The organism is Parvimonas pharyngis (assembly GCF_046569675.1).
In the GTDB taxonomy this organism is placed as follows: domain Bacteria; phylum Bacillota; class Clostridia; order Tissierellales; family Peptoniphilaceae; genus Parvimonas.
This window is the reverse complement of sequence record NZ_JBKICJ010000003.1, coordinates 12890-28197: the sequence shown is the minus strand read 5'-3', so window position 1 is coordinate 28197 and position 15308 is coordinate 12890. Positions and strand designations below refer to the sequence as shown.

General features: G+C 34.2%; 24 protein-coding genes and 2 pseudogenes. All 26 read left to right on the top strand.

Annotated elements, in window-relative coordinates; all coding sequences use genetic code 11:
- The first annotated feature begins 2 nt into the window (after positions 1-2).
- The 26 genes and pseudogenes from ACLGL0_RS04135 (at position 3) to ACLGL0_RS04015 (ending at position 15265) form a co-directional block, all read left to right on the top strand.
- Positions 3-185, top strand: coding sequence for a hypothetical protein (locus tag ACLGL0_RS04135; protein ID WP_411013740.1), 183 nt, complete (start codon positions 3-5; stop codon positions 183-185).
- On the top strand, positions 166-447 hold the full coding sequence (locus ACLGL0_RS04130; RefSeq protein WP_411013739.1) for a toxin: 282 nt from the start codon (positions 166-168) through the stop codon (positions 445-447). The genes ACLGL0_RS04135 and ACLGL0_RS04130 overlap by 20 nt, the downstream gene beginning before the upstream one ends.
- Positions 448-458: 11 nt before the next feature.
- Positions 459-755 (top strand): hypothetical protein, encoded by a 297-nt coding sequence (locus tag ACLGL0_RS04125; RefSeq protein ID WP_411013738.1) that lies wholly within the window; start codon positions 459-461, stop codon positions 753-755.
- Positions 755-967 carry a hypothetical protein gene (locus ACLGL0_RS04120; protein ID WP_006268695.1) on the top strand — a complete coding sequence of 71 codons (213 nt, stop codon included), beginning with the start codon at positions 755-757 and terminating at the stop codon, positions 965-967. The genes ACLGL0_RS04125 and ACLGL0_RS04120 overlap by 1 nt, the downstream gene beginning before the upstream one ends.
- A 14-nt stretch (positions 968-981) precedes the next feature.
- Complete coding sequence (locus tag ACLGL0_RS04115; RefSeq protein ID WP_411013737.1) at positions 982-1575, top strand: hypothetical protein; 594 nt, start codon at positions 982-984, stop codon at positions 1573-1575.
- 9 nt (positions 1576-1584) lie between these two features.
- Positions 1585-2097 (top strand): hypothetical protein, encoded by a 513-nt coding sequence (locus tag ACLGL0_RS04110; RefSeq protein ID WP_411013736.1) that lies wholly within the window; start codon positions 1585-1587, stop codon positions 2095-2097.
- A 1-nt stretch (position 2098) separates the two neighbouring features.
- Positions 2099-2518: a phage holin family protein gene (locus ACLGL0_RS04105; RefSeq protein ID WP_371475328.1), complete on the top strand. Its 420-nt coding sequence runs from the start codon at positions 2099-2101 to the stop codon at positions 2516-2518.
- Positions 2511-3338: pseudogene (locus ACLGL0_RS04100) on the top strand (N-acetylmuramoyl-L-alanine amidase); the annotation flags it as partial. The gene ACLGL0_RS04105 and the pseudogene ACLGL0_RS04100, both read left to right, overlap by 8 nt.
- Positions 3312-3488: a hypothetical protein gene (locus ACLGL0_RS07155; RefSeq protein WP_427189556.1), complete on the top strand. Its 177-nt coding sequence runs from the start codon at positions 3312-3314 to the stop codon at positions 3486-3488. The pseudogene ACLGL0_RS04100 and the gene ACLGL0_RS07155, both read left to right, overlap by 27 nt.
- Positions 3489-3672: 184 nt before the next feature.
- On the top strand, positions 3673-4083 hold the full coding sequence (locus ACLGL0_RS04095; protein ID WP_411013734.1) for a helix-turn-helix domain-containing protein: 411 nt from the start codon (positions 3673-3675) through the stop codon (positions 4081-4083).
- The gene (locus tag ACLGL0_RS04090) at positions 4070-4285 is read left to right on the top strand and encodes an SHOCT domain-containing protein (protein WP_411013733.1); all 216 of its coding nucleotides are present in this window, start codon (positions 4070-4072) and stop codon (positions 4283-4285) included. Before ACLGL0_RS04095 ends, ACLGL0_RS04090 begins: the two co-directional genes overlap by 14 nt.
- Before the next feature lie 59 nt (positions 4286-4344).
- Positions 4345-5910, top strand: a complete 1566-nt coding sequence (locus ACLGL0_RS04085; protein ID WP_411013732.1) for a recombinase family protein — start codon at positions 4345-4347, stop codon at positions 5908-5910.
- Positions 5871-6323, top strand: coding sequence for a recombinase family protein (locus ACLGL0_RS04080; protein WP_411013731.1), 453 nt, complete (start codon positions 5871-5873; stop codon positions 6321-6323). Before ACLGL0_RS04085 ends, ACLGL0_RS04080 begins: the two co-directional genes overlap by 40 nt.
- A complete protein-coding gene (locus tag ACLGL0_RS04075; protein WP_411013730.1) occupies positions 6316-7887 on the top strand; it encodes a recombinase family protein in 1572 nt (523 codons plus the stop codon). Before ACLGL0_RS04080 ends, ACLGL0_RS04075 begins: the two co-directional genes overlap by 8 nt.
- A 135-nt stretch (positions 7888-8022) precedes the next feature.
- Positions 8023-8760 (top strand): hypothetical protein, encoded by a 738-nt coding sequence (locus ACLGL0_RS04070; RefSeq protein WP_411013729.1) that lies wholly within the window; start codon positions 8023-8025, stop codon positions 8758-8760.
- Positions 8761-8924: 164 nt separating this feature from the next.
- Positions 8925-9243: pseudogene (locus ACLGL0_RS04065) on the top strand (23S rRNA (uracil-5-)-methyltransferase RumA); the annotation flags it as partial.
- 176 nt (positions 9244-9419) lie between these two features.
- Positions 9420-10565, top strand: coding sequence for a low temperature requirement protein A (locus tag ACLGL0_RS04060; protein WP_411013728.1), 1146 nt, complete (start codon positions 9420-9422; stop codon positions 10563-10565).
- A 104-nt stretch (positions 10566-10669) separates the two neighbouring features.
- On the top strand, positions 10670-11110 hold the full coding sequence (locus ACLGL0_RS04055; RefSeq protein WP_411013727.1) for a class I SAM-dependent RNA methyltransferase: 441 nt from the start codon (positions 10670-10672) through the stop codon (positions 11108-11110).
- Between the two features lie 115 nt (positions 11111-11225).
- Entirely contained in the window at positions 11226-11726 is a 501-nt protein-coding gene (locus tag ACLGL0_RS04050; protein ID WP_411013907.1) for a class I SAM-dependent RNA methyltransferase, read from the top strand.
- A gap of 24 nt (positions 11727-11750) precedes the next feature.
- Positions 11751-11939 carry a hypothetical protein gene (locus tag ACLGL0_RS04045; RefSeq protein ID WP_411013726.1) on the top strand — a complete coding sequence of 63 codons (189 nt, stop codon included), beginning with the start codon at positions 11751-11753 and terminating at the stop codon, positions 11937-11939.
- A gap of 232 nt (positions 11940-12171) precedes the next feature.
- Positions 12172-12351, top strand: coding sequence for a type Z 30S ribosomal protein S14 (locus ACLGL0_RS04040; protein ID WP_138021999.1), 180 nt, complete (start codon positions 12172-12174; stop codon positions 12349-12351).
- Between the two features lie 27 nt (positions 12352-12378).
- Positions 12379-13029 carry a DsbA family oxidoreductase gene (locus tag ACLGL0_RS04035; RefSeq protein ID WP_411013725.1) on the top strand — a complete coding sequence of 217 codons (651 nt, stop codon included), beginning with the start codon at positions 12379-12381 and terminating at the stop codon, positions 13027-13029.
- A 1-nt stretch (position 13030) separates the two neighbouring features.
- Entirely contained in the window at positions 13031-13192 is a 162-nt protein-coding gene (locus tag ACLGL0_RS04030; protein WP_411013724.1) for a hypothetical protein, read from the top strand.
- Positions 13189-13752, top strand: a complete 564-nt coding sequence (locus ACLGL0_RS04025; RefSeq protein WP_411013723.1) for a TMEM175 family protein — start codon at positions 13189-13191, stop codon at positions 13750-13752. The genes ACLGL0_RS04030 and ACLGL0_RS04025 overlap by 4 nt, the downstream gene beginning before the upstream one ends.
- Before the next feature lie 513 nt (positions 13753-14265).
- Positions 14266-14598 (top strand): thioredoxin family protein, encoded by a 333-nt coding sequence (locus ACLGL0_RS04020; RefSeq protein ID WP_411013722.1) that lies wholly within the window; start codon positions 14266-14268, stop codon positions 14596-14598.
- Between the two features lie 97 nt (positions 14599-14695).
- Positions 14696-15265, top strand: a complete 570-nt coding sequence (locus tag ACLGL0_RS04015; protein ID WP_411013721.1) for a hypothetical protein — start codon at positions 14696-14698, stop codon at positions 15263-15265.
- The last annotated feature ends 43 nt before the right edge of the window (positions 15266-15308 follow it).

Sequence of the window (15308 nt, the reverse complement as noted above, 5' to 3'; positions counted from 1 at the left end):
AGATGCCAGAACTGATTATTAATACAAATGAAGTAGTGATAAATGAAGGAACACTAAAAAAAGATGTAGTAAAAAAGCAGGAAGTAAAAGAAGATAAAAATATACTTCTTCTTGAAGAAATCAATCGAAAGCTGGATTTACTACTAAGAGATAAGGAGGAAGTACATGGAGAAACCAACTATTAATTACGCTCTTGCCTATCAAAAATTTAGAGGAGAGTTAAACTCACATATAGCAGCTATGCAGCAAAGAATACCTATTCCAACCTATATGGTAGAAGGAATACTTGCTGGAATACTTGCTGATGTAAGGTCAGCTGTGATAAGTGAAAACTCACTTGAAGTTGATGCGTTTAGAGAAAACCTAGATAAATACTATGAAGATAGAGAAAAAGAGCTTAATGATGAAATTCTAAAACTAAAAGCAAGAGATGAAGAAAAAGCATAGGAGGGTGACCAATGCACCGAGGAACAACACCGATCAATATATTTCGGACAGATGTGGATTTGACAAATGCATCTGTCCTTTTTATTACCTACAAACAAAATGGCAAGGTCATATTAGAAAAGAGTATTGATGAAGTGAAAATACAAAATAATATTGTATCTGTTTATCTATCTCAGAAAGACACGCTGCTTTTTATGGAGGGAATTGTGACAATCCAAATAAGAGCAAAGTTTTCTGATGGAAGTGCAATAGCATCATCTTTAATACGAATTAGCACATATGAAATTTTAAAGGATGGTGAGATTTAATGGCAGAAATTAATGCAAGCTTTAAAAGAGATGCACCGATGGATACATCTTTTGAAACGATTATCAGGGTCACAGACTCTGGTTCATCTGACTACAATAGCTTAGTCAATCAGCCAAAGATAAATGAAGTAAAGCTGATTGGAAACAGAAGTCTTGAAGAACTCGGACTTAATTCAATTACAAATATTGAACTTGAAGAATTACTTAAATAACAGGAGGAAGAAAAATGGCAACAAAATATTTAGACAACAACGGACTTTTATATGTATGGAAGAAACTAAAGGATACCTTTATAAAAAAAACAGAACTTGATGAAGTAAAGACGGCTATTCCAAAGAATGTAACAGATCTTTTGGATGCTGAAAACTATGCACTTAGATCAAGTGTTCCAACTAAGGTAGAGAACCTAGAAGATGCAGGTGATTATGCTAAGAAATCAGAAATTCCACATAGAATTGATGGGATGGAAGGTATTGAGGCTTATGCTAAAGTAGCGTCTATTCCCAAGAAAGTAGTAGAGCTTGAGGACTATGCAGACTTTGTAAAAAAAGCAGAGCTTACTGAAGAAGTCAAAGGTCTTATTGGTAATGTAAAATCTATTGAGTTTTCTGTGGTAGAAGAACTTCCAGCTAGTGGTGAAAAGGCAACTATTTATCTTGTTTCAAATGCTAAAGGGGATAATGATGCCTATGATGAATTTATCTGGCTGAATGATAAGTTTGAAAAGATTGGTACAACATCAGTAGATCTTAGCGGTTATCTTAAAGCGGTGGATATTAGTAGTATTACAAATGAAGAGATTGATGCTCTTTTTGTGTAGGTGTTCTGTATGGCTAAAAAGTTTTTAAGTAAAGAAGGGCTGGATAGATTTTATGAAAAGATAAAGTCTAAATTTGCACTACTTGATAGTCCGGTATTCAAAGGAAGACCTACTGTAGAAACTCCGGAGTTTGAAAGAACAACGGAAAGTAAGGTTGTTGTGAATAAAGAGTATATATCAAAGATGTATGACATTATCGTACAGTATATCGAATCGGAAAAGCCGGCATTTCATATACAGTTAAATATAAAGCCGAACGAATGGGAGAAATCAGAAGGTGTATTTAAGTGTAGGAGATTAAAAGAAAAAATGCAAAATGTCGAGCTTGATAAGATATCTATATTTGTTCGTATAGATACTTTAAGGCTTGAGCCAAAGAAATTAGCAGGTATTCAAAAATATCCACTAGGTATAACAAATGAGCTAGTAATTTATACAACATTGGCACCGACTTATGAATTACCGATTATAGTTGATTTATTTGCATCTATGGATATGACAATGTGGTTAGGAGGAAATTAATATGAAAGAATTTTGGAGTATGATTCAGCTTACATTTGCTGGAGTTGGAGGATGGCTAGGATATTTTTTAGGAGGGTGCGATGGACTAATACTCGCACTTCTTTTATTTGTAGTCATTGATTACATAACGGGAGTGATGTGTGCGATAACTGATAAGAAGTTATCTAGTTCTGTCGGGTTTAAGGGCATCTGTAGAAAGGTGCTTATTTTTATGCTCGTAGGAATAGCAAACATTATTGATGTTCAGATTATTAAGTCGGGAAGTGTGCTAAGAACAGCAGTTGTTTTCTTTTATCTATCAAATGAGGGACTTTCCCTTATTGAAAATGCTGCACATCTCGGACTTCCGGTACCGGATAAATTAAAAGCGGTTTTAGAACAGTTACATGATAAGGAAAGAGGAGGAAAAGACCATGAGTAACAGTAGTTTAGTAAATATGACAATGCTTAGTCCAAATCATAGTGGACATAGAAATCAGCCTATTACAAAGATAGCAATTCACCATACAGCCGGTGCGATTAGTGCAGCTACAATCGGTCAGATTTTTAGACCGACATCAAGACAGGCATCTTGTAACTACGGTATAGGAAATGATAATAAGATTGTCTTATGTGTTGATGAGGCTAATCGCTCTTGGTGTACATCGAGTTCATGGTGTGATAATAGAGCAGTTACAATCGAGGTGGCAAATTCAGCAAATGGCGGAAATTGGCCAGTAAGTGATAGGACTCTTGCCACACTGATTGATTTAGTTACAGATATTTGCAGAAGAAATGGTATTAGAAACTGTACCTATACAGGTGGAAAAGATGGAGTGCTTCAAAAGCATGAGTGGTATGCCAATACAAATTGTCCGGGGCCATATCTAGGCAGTAAATTCTCATATATTGCAAGTGAGGTAAATAAAAAACTTTCTGGAAATAGCTCATCTTCTGGTGGAGCGAGCACTTCTTCTTTGTATAGGGTTAGAAAATCATGGTCTGATGCAAAGAGTCAAAAAGGAGCCTTTAGAGATTTCGATAATGCAAAGAAGTGTGCTAATGCCAATGCGGGATATAAGGTGTTTGATGCAAGTGGAAATGAAGTATATCCAAATAAGGTTACTCAATCAAAGAGTGTAGATACCTTAGCACACGAAGTTCTAGCAGGAAATTGGGGAAATGGAAGTGACAGAGCAAACCGACTTAGAGCAGCAGGATATGATTATGATGCTGTGCAAAACAGAGTGAATGAAATCCTAAGTGGCTCATCAAAAACAAAGTCTATTGATACTATCGCAAGAGAAGTGATTAGAGGTGATTGGGGTAATGGACAAGACAGAGTAAACCGACTTAAAGCAGCAGGATATGATTATAATGCCGTACAAAAAAGAGTAAATGAACTCTTATAACTAAATAATGAAAAATTGCCTGAAGGTTGTTCCTTAAATGGAATGATCTTCAGGCTTTTTTTTATTTGAGGTTAAAAATTAGCTATTTTTCTTTGCCTGTGATATGCAGGGAGAAAATATTTTGATTTTTATCCGGAAAATCATCTTTAAAACTCCCTTAGATACTTAGAAGGGAGCAGAAACTATGAACCAAGATGAAAAGGCAAAAATTATAAAATTAAGAGAAGGAGGGCTAAGCTATACAGAAATAGCCAAGAGAATGGATATTTCTAAAAATACTATTAAAAGTTTTTGCAGACGCAATGGTATCACTGAAACAAAAAAAGATAAGGGAGATTTGGGCGTTTGTGAATTTTGCCGGAAGCCAATTTCTCAGCCTGTTGGAAGAAAGAAAAAAAGATTTTGCTCAGATAGCTGTAGAAACAAATGGTGGAATAGCCATATGGATGAGGTAGATAGAAAGGCAAGCTATGAGTGCGTCTGTAGATATTGCGATAAGACATTTTTTTCCTATGGAAATAAGAATCGAAAATACTGCAGTCATCAATGTTATATCAATGACAGATTTGGAGGTGAGGAGAATGCATGTAACTAATAGCATACCTTCTTCCATTGATGTATCCGCCCGCAAGATGACAAAGGAAGTCATGCGTAAGGATTTTGAATATGAAATAGCCCAAAAACTAACACAATCTTTGCTTGAGCAAGGACTTATTTCCACAGAAGAGTACAACAAAATCAAGGTATTGAACATAGAAAAATTTTCTCCTTTTTATAAGGATTTGATGGATATATGACTTGATAATTACAGCAAGTAGAGTGATATATAGTACTGATAAAATAAGGAGGTGAGACAATGGCAAGGATAACAAAAATTGAAGCTACAAAAAGCTTCGTGAAAGAAAGAAAAATACGTGTCGCTGCCTATACCAGAGTATCAACCAAATCCGAAGAACAGCTACTTAGTTTAGAAATACAAAAAGAACATTATGAATCTTATATTAATGCAAATACTAGCTGGGAATATGCAGGTCTTTATTATGATGAAGGAATATCTGGAACGAAGATAGAAAAGCGAGAGGGGTTGCTTGCTTTATTAAAAGACTGTGAAGATGGAAAGATTGATCGTGTGATTACAAAGTCCATCAGTAGGTTTTCACGAAACACAACGGACTGTCTTGAAATGGTAAGAAAACTTACAAGTTTAAAGGTTTTCTTATTTTTTGAGAAGGAGAATATAGATACTGAACATATGAGTTCAGAGCTTATGCTTTCTATTTTAAGCTCCATTGCTGAAAGTGAGTCAAAATCAATTTCACAAAACAGTAAGTGGTCTATAAAAAACCGTTTTAAGGCAGGAACCTTTATCATCAGCTATCCACCATATGGCTATGAAAACAAGGATGGAAAAATGAATATTGTCCCAAAGGAAGCAGATATTGTTAAAGAAATTTTTACTATGACAATTAATGGAATGGGAACCCATCTTATAGCTAGAGAGCTAAATAATAGAAGTATTCCAAGCAAGAAGGGAGCCAAATGGCATGGTACTACTGTAAGAGGGATTTTACAAAATGAGAAGTACACAGGCGATGCGATATTTCAAAAGACATATACAGACGATAATTATAACCGCCATATCAATTATGGTGAAGAAAATATGTACCTTTATAAAAACCATCACGAGCCGATTGTTAGTCATGAGATGTTTGATAAGGCAGCAGAAGTAATCAAGCAAAGAGGAAAAGAAAAAAGCATTGAAAAAGGTACTGGGAAATACCAGAGTAGATATGTATTTTCAGGAAAAATCTACTGTGGTGAATGTGGAGCAACCTTTAAGAGAAGACAGCACTACAAACCAAGTGGAGATTATGTGGCTTGGTGCTGTAATAGACATATTACAGATAAAAATGCTTGTTCAATGATGTACATTCGTGATGAGGATATAAAGATTGCATTTCTTAGAATGATTCGTAAACTGCAGACTGTACATGACCAAGTTCTGAAACCTTTTGTTATGGGTCTTAAGGGAACAAATAATAAGCAAAGACTAAAACAGGTACTAACATTGGAAGAGCAGATTGAAAAAAATGCGGAGCAGGCAACAGTTCTAACAAACCTGATGAGTTCTGGTTATATCGAGCCAGAGATTTTTCACACAGAAAATAATCGGTTGACCTTAGAAGCGGAAAGACTGGCGAGAGAAAAACAACTTATTGTAAAAAGCATTAACGGAGATTTAAGCCATTTAGATGAGGCGCAGAAACTTCTTAGACTTGCATCTAAAAAAGAAGATATCACAGAATTTAATGATGTCTTATTTCTAGAATATATTGATACGATTAAAGTTAATAACAGAAATGAAATAACTTTCGCTTTAAAATGCGGGCTGAATTTAACAGAAAGGTTGGTAAAGATATGACACATACACCATATGGATACCGCATCGAAAATGGAATAGCGGTAGTTGATGAAGTTGATGCAGAAAGAATCAAGGCTCTTTACCAAGAATACATTGATTGTAAATCCATAATAGCGGCTGCTAAGAAAGCTGGAATTGATAAGACTCATTCAGTTGTAGGTAGAATTCTGAAGAATAAAGTATATCTTGGGACAGTGTATTATCCACAGATTATTGATAAAGATATTTTTGCAAAGGTACAGGAAATCAGAGAACATAATGTGAGAAGTCAAAATCGTATAGGAATTTATAGACCTCACCCAAAAGAAGAAATCGGAGCTTTTAAGATTAAAAAGATAGAAGAAAAATATAAGGATCCATATAAGCAGGCAGAGTATGCATATGGTCAAATTGTGGAGGTAGAAAATGAATGAGAACGTAACATTGATACCTGCTAGAATACGAGCTGGTAATCGAATAACAAGGCAAGAAAATAAGCCTAAATTAAGAGTCGCAGCGTACTGCCGAGTTAGTACTGACAGCGATGAACAGGCCGGAAGTTATGAAATGCAGGTGAACCATTACACAGAATATATTGGAAGGAATAAAGAATGGGAACTTGCCGGGATATATACTGACGATGGAATTTCCGGAACTAACATTAAAAAAAGAGAAGGATTCATAGAGATGATTGATGATTGTATGGAAGGGAAAGTCGACATGATCATTACCAAGTCCATCAGCAGGTTTGCCAGAAATACCATTGACTGCCTGAAATATGTTAGAAAGCTAAAGGAAAATAATATCGCCATCATATTTGAAAAAGAAAACATCAATACCCTAGAAGCATCTGGCGAACTGCTCCTTACTATCATGGCTTCTCTTGCACAACAAGAGTCAGCCTCTCTTTCGCAGAATATAAAGTTAGGACTACAGTTTAGATACCAACAAGGAAAGGTACAGGTCAATCATGAGCATTTCCTTGGTTATACAAAGGATGAGGGTGGAAAGCTTATCGTTAATGAAAGTGAGGCGAAGATTGTAAAACGAATTTTCAGAGAGTACCTAGAGGGTGCAAGTTTTAGGGATATAGCTATGGGGCTAGAACATGATAAGATTAAAACCGGTGGAAAAAGATATAAATGGCATATAAGCACAATTCGAGGGATACTTAGAAACGAAAAGTACATTGGTGATGCGCTTTTACAGAAGACAATAACAACAGATTTCATAGAAAAAACTAGGATAAAAAATGATGGAACAGTTCCACAGTATTATGTAAAGGATAGTCAGGAAGCAATTATACCGAGAGATATTTTTACACAGGTTCAAGAAGAAATGTTAAGAAGAGCACATATGACAAGTGGTAGAGATGGGCAAAAACGTAGGATATATTCCAGCAAATATGCACTATCCAGTATTTGCACCTGCATGAAATGTGGAGATATTTACAGGAGAATTGCATGGAATAACAGGGGTAAAAAATCAATAGTATGGCGATGCTGCACAAGAGTGGAAAATGGACCATCGGGTTGCACAGCGCCGACAGTGCCGGAGGAAGAACTTCAACAGGCTGTTATAGATGCCATGAACGCTGTCTTGGAGAGTTCTAAGGATGTGATAGATATTTTGGAAGAAAATATTTTAGAAGTTATCAGTCAAGACACTTCTGATGAAATCGAGGACATAAACAAGACCATTGCGGAAAAGCAGAAGGAACTCTTGGAATTGGTACAAGCTAAAAAAGACTATTCAAAATGTGCTGATGAAATGGAAAGACTAAGACAGAACAAACATATGCTCATGGTAAAGCATGCTCAGACAGAAGGCACTAGACAACGAATCAATGAGCTTTCAACATATGTTAAAACTCAAGATACTCAGATAGTAGAGTATGATGATAAATTGGTTAGAAGATACATCGAGGAAATAAAGGTATACGAGGATAAGTTTACGATTCGATTTAAAGCAAAGGTGGAGATTGAAGTGATAAGATAAATAATGTTGATTTGAGGCAGGACTCCGGTTCTGCCTTTTGTGATTTATGAAGTATACGAAATATGGTATAATATAATATAGTCAACAAGAATTAAAAATGTAAGATATAATAAGAATTTACATGGGGGGAATAAAGTGACAGAAAAAGAAAATACAGTTTATAAAATATTACTTACTCCTATCAAATGTGATAAAAATGTCCATAAAATTTGTTTGAAAGATAATGTTATATATAGCCCACAGCTATATAAAAGTGCTCCAGATGAAGACATGTCAGATTTTAGTGTGGGTTTCTATAAAATAGTATATAAAGACATTTTAGGAGGAAATAATGTAGAAATTTTAAATGAAGATGGGACATATAAAAATGAGAATTATATGGGAGATACTATTCATTCATTTAATTCACTTGCGAATGTGATTTTGGGTAATAGATCGCAAAAAGAACGAAGTCCAAAAGAAGAGTGGCCTAAAGAATTAATTGACTATCGGTCTAAGTATCATTGTTTAGCTAATTTTTGGGTTATTCCTATGTGTCATGGAAGAACGAGTGCAAAACTCAATCGCTATGATTCTCTAGATTCGTATTTAAACAAAGTATATTCAGGGGTTATGAAAAATACAGATGAGTATTTTCAGAAGTTTACATATGAATCTTTTTTAGAAATTCATGGTATGTCAGGGTACAAAATATCAGATAATCCATTAGAAATATATACATCAAAAGATAAGAAAGGTTGTATTGATGAAATACAACGTATATATAGTTTTTGGAATAAAAGGGCTAGTGAAATTGTAAAAAAATATAATAGTGAACTTTATGATTACTTTGATGGTCTTGGATTAATAAATGTAGTTGAGACTACGAATTAATGGTTATTACTTGGCTAAGTTGTTGTAATAAAAATGGTTATGATTATGATAAATCTAAATTTATCGTTCTGATACATTTTAACGATAACCTTACGCTATCGTTAAAAGGTTTATAGATATGTTTCCACATACATACAGGACTACCTGACATACTTAGCGTTCATTCTGTTCATGTTGAGACGGTAGCACTATTGTCCAAACTTGATGTCGATAAGCATATAGATGTTGAAATTAAGCTTGATGAGCTTGATTTGACAAGTGCTGAAAGTAAAGCGTCTTATGCACAAATTAAGGAATATATATTAGAAAAAATTTGATTTAAAGGTTTCGACACTCTATATTACACAGATTAAAAGGAAATGTGGTATTGAATTAAGGGAGCATTATAATAAATCCAAAAAAGAGAAACAGGTTATTCCACAATGCACACCGGAAAAAGAGGAAGCTATCATGGAGGCTTTAAGGCATTTTAAAATGATTTAGTAGGAATGGAAGGTATTTATGAGACTATTTTACAAAACAGAAACCGACAAGTAAATGACAAAAGAAGTCAAGGTGTTGACAATTCGCGCCATATTAAGTTATTTAAGAATCTCCTTGTATTTCATTGCCATTTCTGTTATAATAAATTATACTATCTAAAATAGAAAGGACTTAAGATGACAACTCTTATTAAACATAAACGTGTAGAATTTTCAGAACTTTTTTATGACCTAGTTTTTGTTTTTGCAATTTCAAAAGTAACTACTTTAATTGACCATCTTCATAACGGTATTTTGACTTGGAATTCTTTCCTTGATTTTTTCATGGCTGTCTTGGTTCTCACCGATTCCTGGATGATTCAAACCGTTTATACCAATCGCTATGGAAAGAACTCTTTATTTAACATAGTAATCATGTTTATCAAAATGGGACTTTTACTTTTTATAGCCAATATGATGGGACCTGATTGGCAACAATATTTTAATTATCTCTGTTGGGCTATTGGTACATTAACCCTTACCTTATTTTTTCAATATTTGGTTGAGTTTTTTAGAAAATCAACCGATGATGTTAATCGGGAAAGTATCAAAGATTTTCTATGGATAACAGGTCTAGGAAGTTTAGGAGTCTATCTAGCAGCTCTTCTTCCTATTTACGTTGGAGTCTATACCTTATTTGCTAGTATTCTGCTAACATTTATTATGCCAATTATCTTGCTTAGTAAAGATGAGCATTACCAGGTAAATTTCCCCCATTTAATCGAGCGCTTCTCCCTTCTTGTCATTATTACGTTTGGAGAGATGATTATGGAGCTAACTGACTTCTTTACAATCGAGAATTTCTCGATTTATTCGGTTCTCTATTTCATTATTACGCTTTCTCTGTTCTTGTTTTATTTTGGTCAATTCGACCATGCTATTGATGAAAATTCTGATAAAAAGGGACTATTTCTAGTTTACAGTCACTATCCTATTTTCATTGGACTTATTATGATGACTGTTTCGATGAGTTTTCTTCTGAATCCTGAAGTTAATCGTCTCTTTGCAACCAGTTTCTATTATATCGGATTTGGCCTATTTCAAGCTGCTGTCCTAGCAAATGGGCCCTATAACAAACACTATCTTAGCTATTCGAAAAGTTACTACTGTGTACAAGCGACACTCTATCTGGCTGCATTGATTCTCTCTTTAATCTTTGCTTCTAATCCTATAATAGTAGTGAGTATAACAACCATTTTAGCTCTAGCTATAGCCACTCATTTTATTTATTTTTATGTGACACAGAATAAAAAATATTCCAAATCTAACTGGGGGTTATTTTAATGAGATTATAACATAAAAAAAGCTTTGGAAACCAAGGCTTTTTTTTTGGCTCTTTGTCAACTGTAGTGGGTTGAATAAAAGCTAACTCCTGGAGAGGGCTATCGTTGTCCTTTCCAGGCTTATATTCAGAAGAACCTGAAATATTTGAAAGTCCATTAAAAACTGCATATAGAAATAAAATGGAATATACATTTGCTGATATGTATAAAGATAGCCCAGTAATGCTTGGAATGCATAAGAAGAATAGATTTTACGAAGTTGTAGATACAAAGGAATGTAACCTAGTACATAGAGATTTTGAAATAATAAGAAACGGAATTATCAACTTTGTAAGACAAAAAAATCTTCCATTTGTAAAAAAGAGAAATCATGAAGGACTTTTAAGACATTTAATCATTCGTTATGCACTAACAACTGGCGAAATAATGGTTAATATCGTAACAACAACACAAAGTGAATTTGACAAAAAAAGTTTTGTAGATATGCTTCTAGGAATGAAATTTGAATGGAAAATAAAGTCAATCGTGCATACAGAAAACGACTAACTAGCAGATGCAGTTGTTCCGTAAAAAATAAATATAATTTTTGGAAAAGAATATATAACGGAAAAAATATTTGACTTGGAATTTAAAGTAACTCCATCCAAATGTATTTGGAGCAATAAATCTATACTCAAAAGCAATTGAACTTTGTGGAGACATAGAAAATAAAGTAGTCTTTGACCTATATTCAGGAACGGGAACAATAGGTCAAATTGTAGCAAGAAAAGCAAAAGCGGTATATGGAATTGAAATCGTAGAAGAAGCAGTTGAAAGTGCAAACAAGTCTGCAAAAGAAAACGGACTAACAAATTGTACCTTTATTGCCGGAGACGTCTTAGAAGAAATTGAAAACAGAAAAGAAATGGTAGATGTAATCATCGTTGATCCACCAAGAGACGGAATAAACCAAAAAGCCTTGGAAAAAATAATCTCCTGTGGTGCAAAAACAATGGTCTACATCTCTTGCAATCCAAAAACACAAAAAAGAGACGTACAAGTGCTAATCGAAAACGGCTACGAACTAAAAACATTAAAAATCTTTAATCAATTTCCAAGAACAGTACATTGCGAGACTGTAGCTTTATTGTCCAAAATTTCGCCCACTTGCAACTATCTGTAGATATAATTAAGGAGTAAGTAGAGTATGAATTATGTGAATAGGATAGAAAATTTGATAGAGGCATTCTCTGATGAATTATTTCATAAATTGATTAATGAAAAGTGCATAGCAATTGAAGAAATTTTGACCGAATTTACAGCTTCTTCATATGAGAAAATTTCAAGAAGCATTAATTCTCGAATAAAAAATGAGGATAGTCTAGAGAAAAATTAAGAAGAAAAAATTATATTAAAATCTAGCTCTTCTTGTTTCAGAAAATCAATGCAGTCTATCGTTTCTTGGGCAAAAAGAACTCATAGACACGGCTGAACTAGAGCATTTGATGCTTTACCAAGCAGATATTTTTCAAGTGACCCGTCTCATTTCTTTAGTTGGTATTCAGCCTACTCTGATGAGTTTATTAGTCTTTAAAAAGGGTAAATTGGTTGATAAGAAAGAGGTTTAATTGGCAAGAAAAGCTTTGATACAAAGGGAAAAGAAGGCCTACCCGGTTCAAGAATACTCACGCTGTTTGGCATGCGGCCGCCCGCATTCGGTCTACCGCAAGTTTAAACTTTGTCGGATTTGTTTACGCCAGCAAGCTTACCAAGGTGTCATTCCTGGGTTGAAAAAAGCTTCTTGGTAGTGGAAAGAAAGGAAGGAAGAAAGAAATATGAAAATTAGTTACTGGTCAGATATTGCCTGTCCATTTTGTTACATTGGTGCTAGTCGGATGAAGCGTGCTATGGCAGCTGTTGGTTTACACCCGGAAGATTTGACAATGAAAGCTTACCAGCTAAATCCCAATGCGCCTTTAGAAACAAGTGAAACCATGCTCACAGAGTTTGCTTCCAGTCACGGTATGACCACTGAGCAAGCTAAAGCTCAGTTTGCACACATGGAAAGCATGGGAAATGAAGAAGGGCTTCATATTGATATAGCGGGGATTATCCCAACCAATACCTTTTCAGCTCACCGTCTTATTAAATGGTCGCAGAAGTATTTAGAAAAAAAGGATCATCAAAATTTCATTACGGCCTTGTACCATCTTTACTTTGAAGAACATGCCAATATTGCGGATCATTCTGTGTTACTAGATGTTATCAGTGAGTTCGCTCTACCACAAGAAGAGGCAGCGCAGGTACTTGCTGGAGATGCGTTTGCTGACGAAGTCAAACGCGATATCTTAGAAGCTCATAAGTCAGGCGTTCAAGGTGCACCTTTCTTTGTTCTGAACAATAAGTATGGCATTTCAGGTGCTCAGCCTTATGAATACATGTTAGAGGTATTAAAACAAATTCAAGCAGAGGAAGGAGAACAATAAAATGATAGATACCCCTTTTCAACTACTAGATAGCAATTCAGAAGATACAGGTTTAGTTTGTGGGATTGATGGCTGCAGCATAGAGTCCTCAACACAGCCGTTAGAAACTACCTCTCAACCATTAGAAAAAAGCAAAAAAGAAGTTATTAGGAGAGCAGAATGAAAAAAGAAAGAGTAGAAGCCTTGTCAGATGCTATATTGGCTATTATTGTCACAATTATGGCCTTGGAGTTACAGTTACCTAATGAATTGACCGTAGCAGGACTTAGCAGCATACTACCCATGATTTTTATTTACATTACTAGTTTTTTGCAAATCATGGCAGTCTGGATATATTATCATGAACTCTACAAATTAGTAGATCATGTCAGCTTTCATTTATTTGGAGCCAATAGTTTATGGCTTTTAGCAGCTAGTTTTGTTCCCTTAGCGACTCGAGGGGTTGGACAGAATTCCGCTAATTTTGAATTTCTCCTGTTTTACCTCATCGTTCTTGCCCTTTGGGATGTAGCTTGGATAATCATGACAGCAACGGTGATTAAGACGAGTCAAAGACAGTTATCAGCTGAAGAAAAAAAGATGCCTTATCGTTGGGCACTATTATATGGATTGCAGCTAGTGCTCATATTATTAGTTGGTTATCTTTTTCCAAATTTCACTCCTTTTGCTCCACTACTGATGATTATTAATGTTATCTATGGTTTTTTAAGCAACAAATCTTGAAAAAGACTAAAAATAATGCCTAACTAGCATCGGTTATAAAAACCAGGTCTTAAGAAAGCTTGTAAAGCATCACAATTTAGTAAACGTTAAAACCAAAGAAAATCAGGGAAGAGATAATTTGTCCGTAAATGAAATGTTTACTGTGTTTTACAAGATTGATTTAGCTCGTTGACATTGAGGACTGGTTGTTTGATGAGTTATAATGTCAGTAAGTTCTAATTTGTAGGGCTGTTTTAAATCAACTTAGTCTGTTAATATAGCCCTACAAATCTCAGTTTGTCTAGGTACTACCTTTTAACGATAACCTTATGCTATCGTTAAAAAGTTCATGGATATGTTCCCACATACGAACGTAACTGCTTGACATACTTGGTGTTCACTCAATCCATGTGGAGAGTATAGCTTTGTTGGAAAAACTTAATTAATAGAAATAGTATATTTTGATGATAAGATGTTTAAGCTAAGGATGGATTTAAATAAATCTATTGTTAAAATTTTGAAAAGAGGGAAATTATGCAAGAAATAAGAATTATCGAAACATTGACAGAGTATCAAACACTGAAAGAACAAGAAAAGTTTAGTTTGTTTTTGTTTGGTTCACAGGCTTGTGCTCCGTGCAAAGCACTTAAAGAGAAAATTACAGTTTGGAGTGGAACACATCCGCAAGTATTCACTGGCTATATATCAATAGATAATAATATCTCACTTGCAGCACAAGAAAACATTCTAGGAGCACCAGCAATACTTGTTTTCGTTGAGGGAAAAGAAGCAATACGAAAAATTGGATATTTCAGCCTTGAAGAAGTGTTTACTGCATTGGATAGATATATATCATACAGTGAATAAAGTAAGCCAAACTTATTTTGTTATAAAAGAAATTATCAGAATTAAAGGAAAAAGTTAATATCTAATAAAATATTTATTAGGGGTCGGAGGTTAATAGATGTATATATTGGAATTATATCAAAATAATTATTCAAAAGATTTAGTAGTATTTGATTCTTTAGAAGAAGGAAAAGAATTTGTATCCAAAATACCCGGATATACCAGAGAAAAAGAAGATAATATAGAATATGAATATTTTAATCCTAAAAACATACCTGATTATATGGAAATTGTCTATAATGAAAATATTGTACCACTATCCAGATTTATGTTTGACCCTGAAGAAAATGTTGAAATTATTTGGAAAGAAATTTCTAATCTATCAATCACAAAAGAAAAAATTATAGATGGATATTCAAAAATAGATGCCTATGTAATTAACAACGAAGAAGTAAAAGATTATATTGAAGAAAGAGAAAATAAATACAATAAGATAAAAGATTTCTTAGAAACAAATGGCTATGAAGTAGATAGAAGCTTTTTAGGAAGTGAAGATGGCGAAGCAATTCTATACAGAAAAAAAGAAACAACAGACTGGCACTTCCTCTGCCACTTAGACCCAGAATTTCTAGATATAGAAGGTTTAGAGGGATATGTTAAGGAAATAGTAGAGGATTTGAAAAAATAAAAATATAACTTAAACTATATTTGAGAAAAAATATATAGCTGAA

Bases quoted from the DNA above. Each gene is read 5' to 3' on its own strand.
- ACLGL0_RS04135 (WP_411013740.1), top strand. From the start codon at position 3: ATGCCAGAACTGATTATTAATACAAATGAAGTAGTGATAAATGAAGGA.
- ACLGL0_RS04130 (WP_411013739.1), top strand. From the start codon at position 166: ATGGAGAAACCAACTATTAATTACGCTCTTGCCTATCAAAAATTTAGA.
- ACLGL0_RS04125 (WP_411013738.1), top strand. From the start codon at position 459: ATGCACCGAGGAACAACACCGATCAATATATTTCGGACAGATGTGGAT.
- ACLGL0_RS04120 (WP_006268695.1), top strand. From the start codon at position 755: ATGGCAGAAATTAATGCAAGCTTTAAAAGAGATGCACCGATGGATACA.
- ACLGL0_RS04115 (WP_411013737.1), top strand. From the start codon at position 982: ATGGCAACAAAATATTTAGACAACAACGGACTTTTATATGTATGGAAG.
- ACLGL0_RS04110 (WP_411013736.1), top strand. From the start codon at position 1,585: ATGGCTAAAAAGTTTTTAAGTAAAGAAGGGCTGGATAGATTTTATGAA.
- ACLGL0_RS04105 (WP_371475328.1), top strand. From the start codon at position 2,099: ATGAAAGAATTTTGGAGTATGATTCAGCTTACATTTGCTGGAGTTGGA.
- ACLGL0_RS04095 (WP_411013734.1), top strand. From the start codon at position 3,673: ATGAACCAAGATGAAAAGGCAAAAATTATAAAATTAAGAGAAGGAGGG.
- ACLGL0_RS04090 (WP_411013733.1), top strand. From the start codon at position 4,070: ATGCATGTAACTAATAGCATACCTTCTTCCATTGATGTATCCGCCCGC.
- ACLGL0_RS04085 (WP_411013732.1), top strand. From the start codon at position 4,345: ATGGCAAGGATAACAAAAATTGAAGCTACAAAAAGCTTCGTGAAAGAA.
- ACLGL0_RS04080 (WP_411013731.1), top strand. From the start codon at position 5,871: ATGCGGGCTGAATTTAACAGAAAGGTTGGTAAAGATATGACACATACA.
- ACLGL0_RS04075 (WP_411013730.1), top strand. From the start codon at position 6,316: ATGAATGAGAACGTAACATTGATACCTGCTAGAATACGAGCTGGTAAT.
- ACLGL0_RS04060 (WP_411013728.1), top strand. From the start codon at position 9,420: ATGACAACTCTTATTAAACATAAACGTGTAGAATTTTCAGAACTTTTT.
- ACLGL0_RS04045 (WP_411013726.1), top strand. From the start codon at position 11,751: ATGAATTATGTGAATAGGATAGAAAATTTGATAGAGGCATTCTCTGAT.
- ACLGL0_RS04035 (WP_411013725.1), top strand. From the start codon at position 12,379: ATGAAAATTAGTTACTGGTCAGATATTGCCTGTCCATTTTGTTACATT.
- ACLGL0_RS04030 (WP_411013724.1), top strand. From the start codon at position 13,031: ATGATAGATACCCCTTTTCAACTACTAGATAGCAATTCAGAAGATACA.
- ACLGL0_RS04025 (WP_411013723.1), top strand. From the start codon at position 13,189: ATGAAAAAAGAAAGAGTAGAAGCCTTGTCAGATGCTATATTGGCTATT.
- ACLGL0_RS04020 (WP_411013722.1), top strand. From the start codon at position 14,266: ATGCAAGAAATAAGAATTATCGAAACATTGACAGAGTATCAAACACTG.
- ACLGL0_RS04015 (WP_411013721.1), top strand. From the start codon at position 14,696: ATGTATATATTGGAATTATATCAAAATAATTATTCAAAAGATTTAGTA.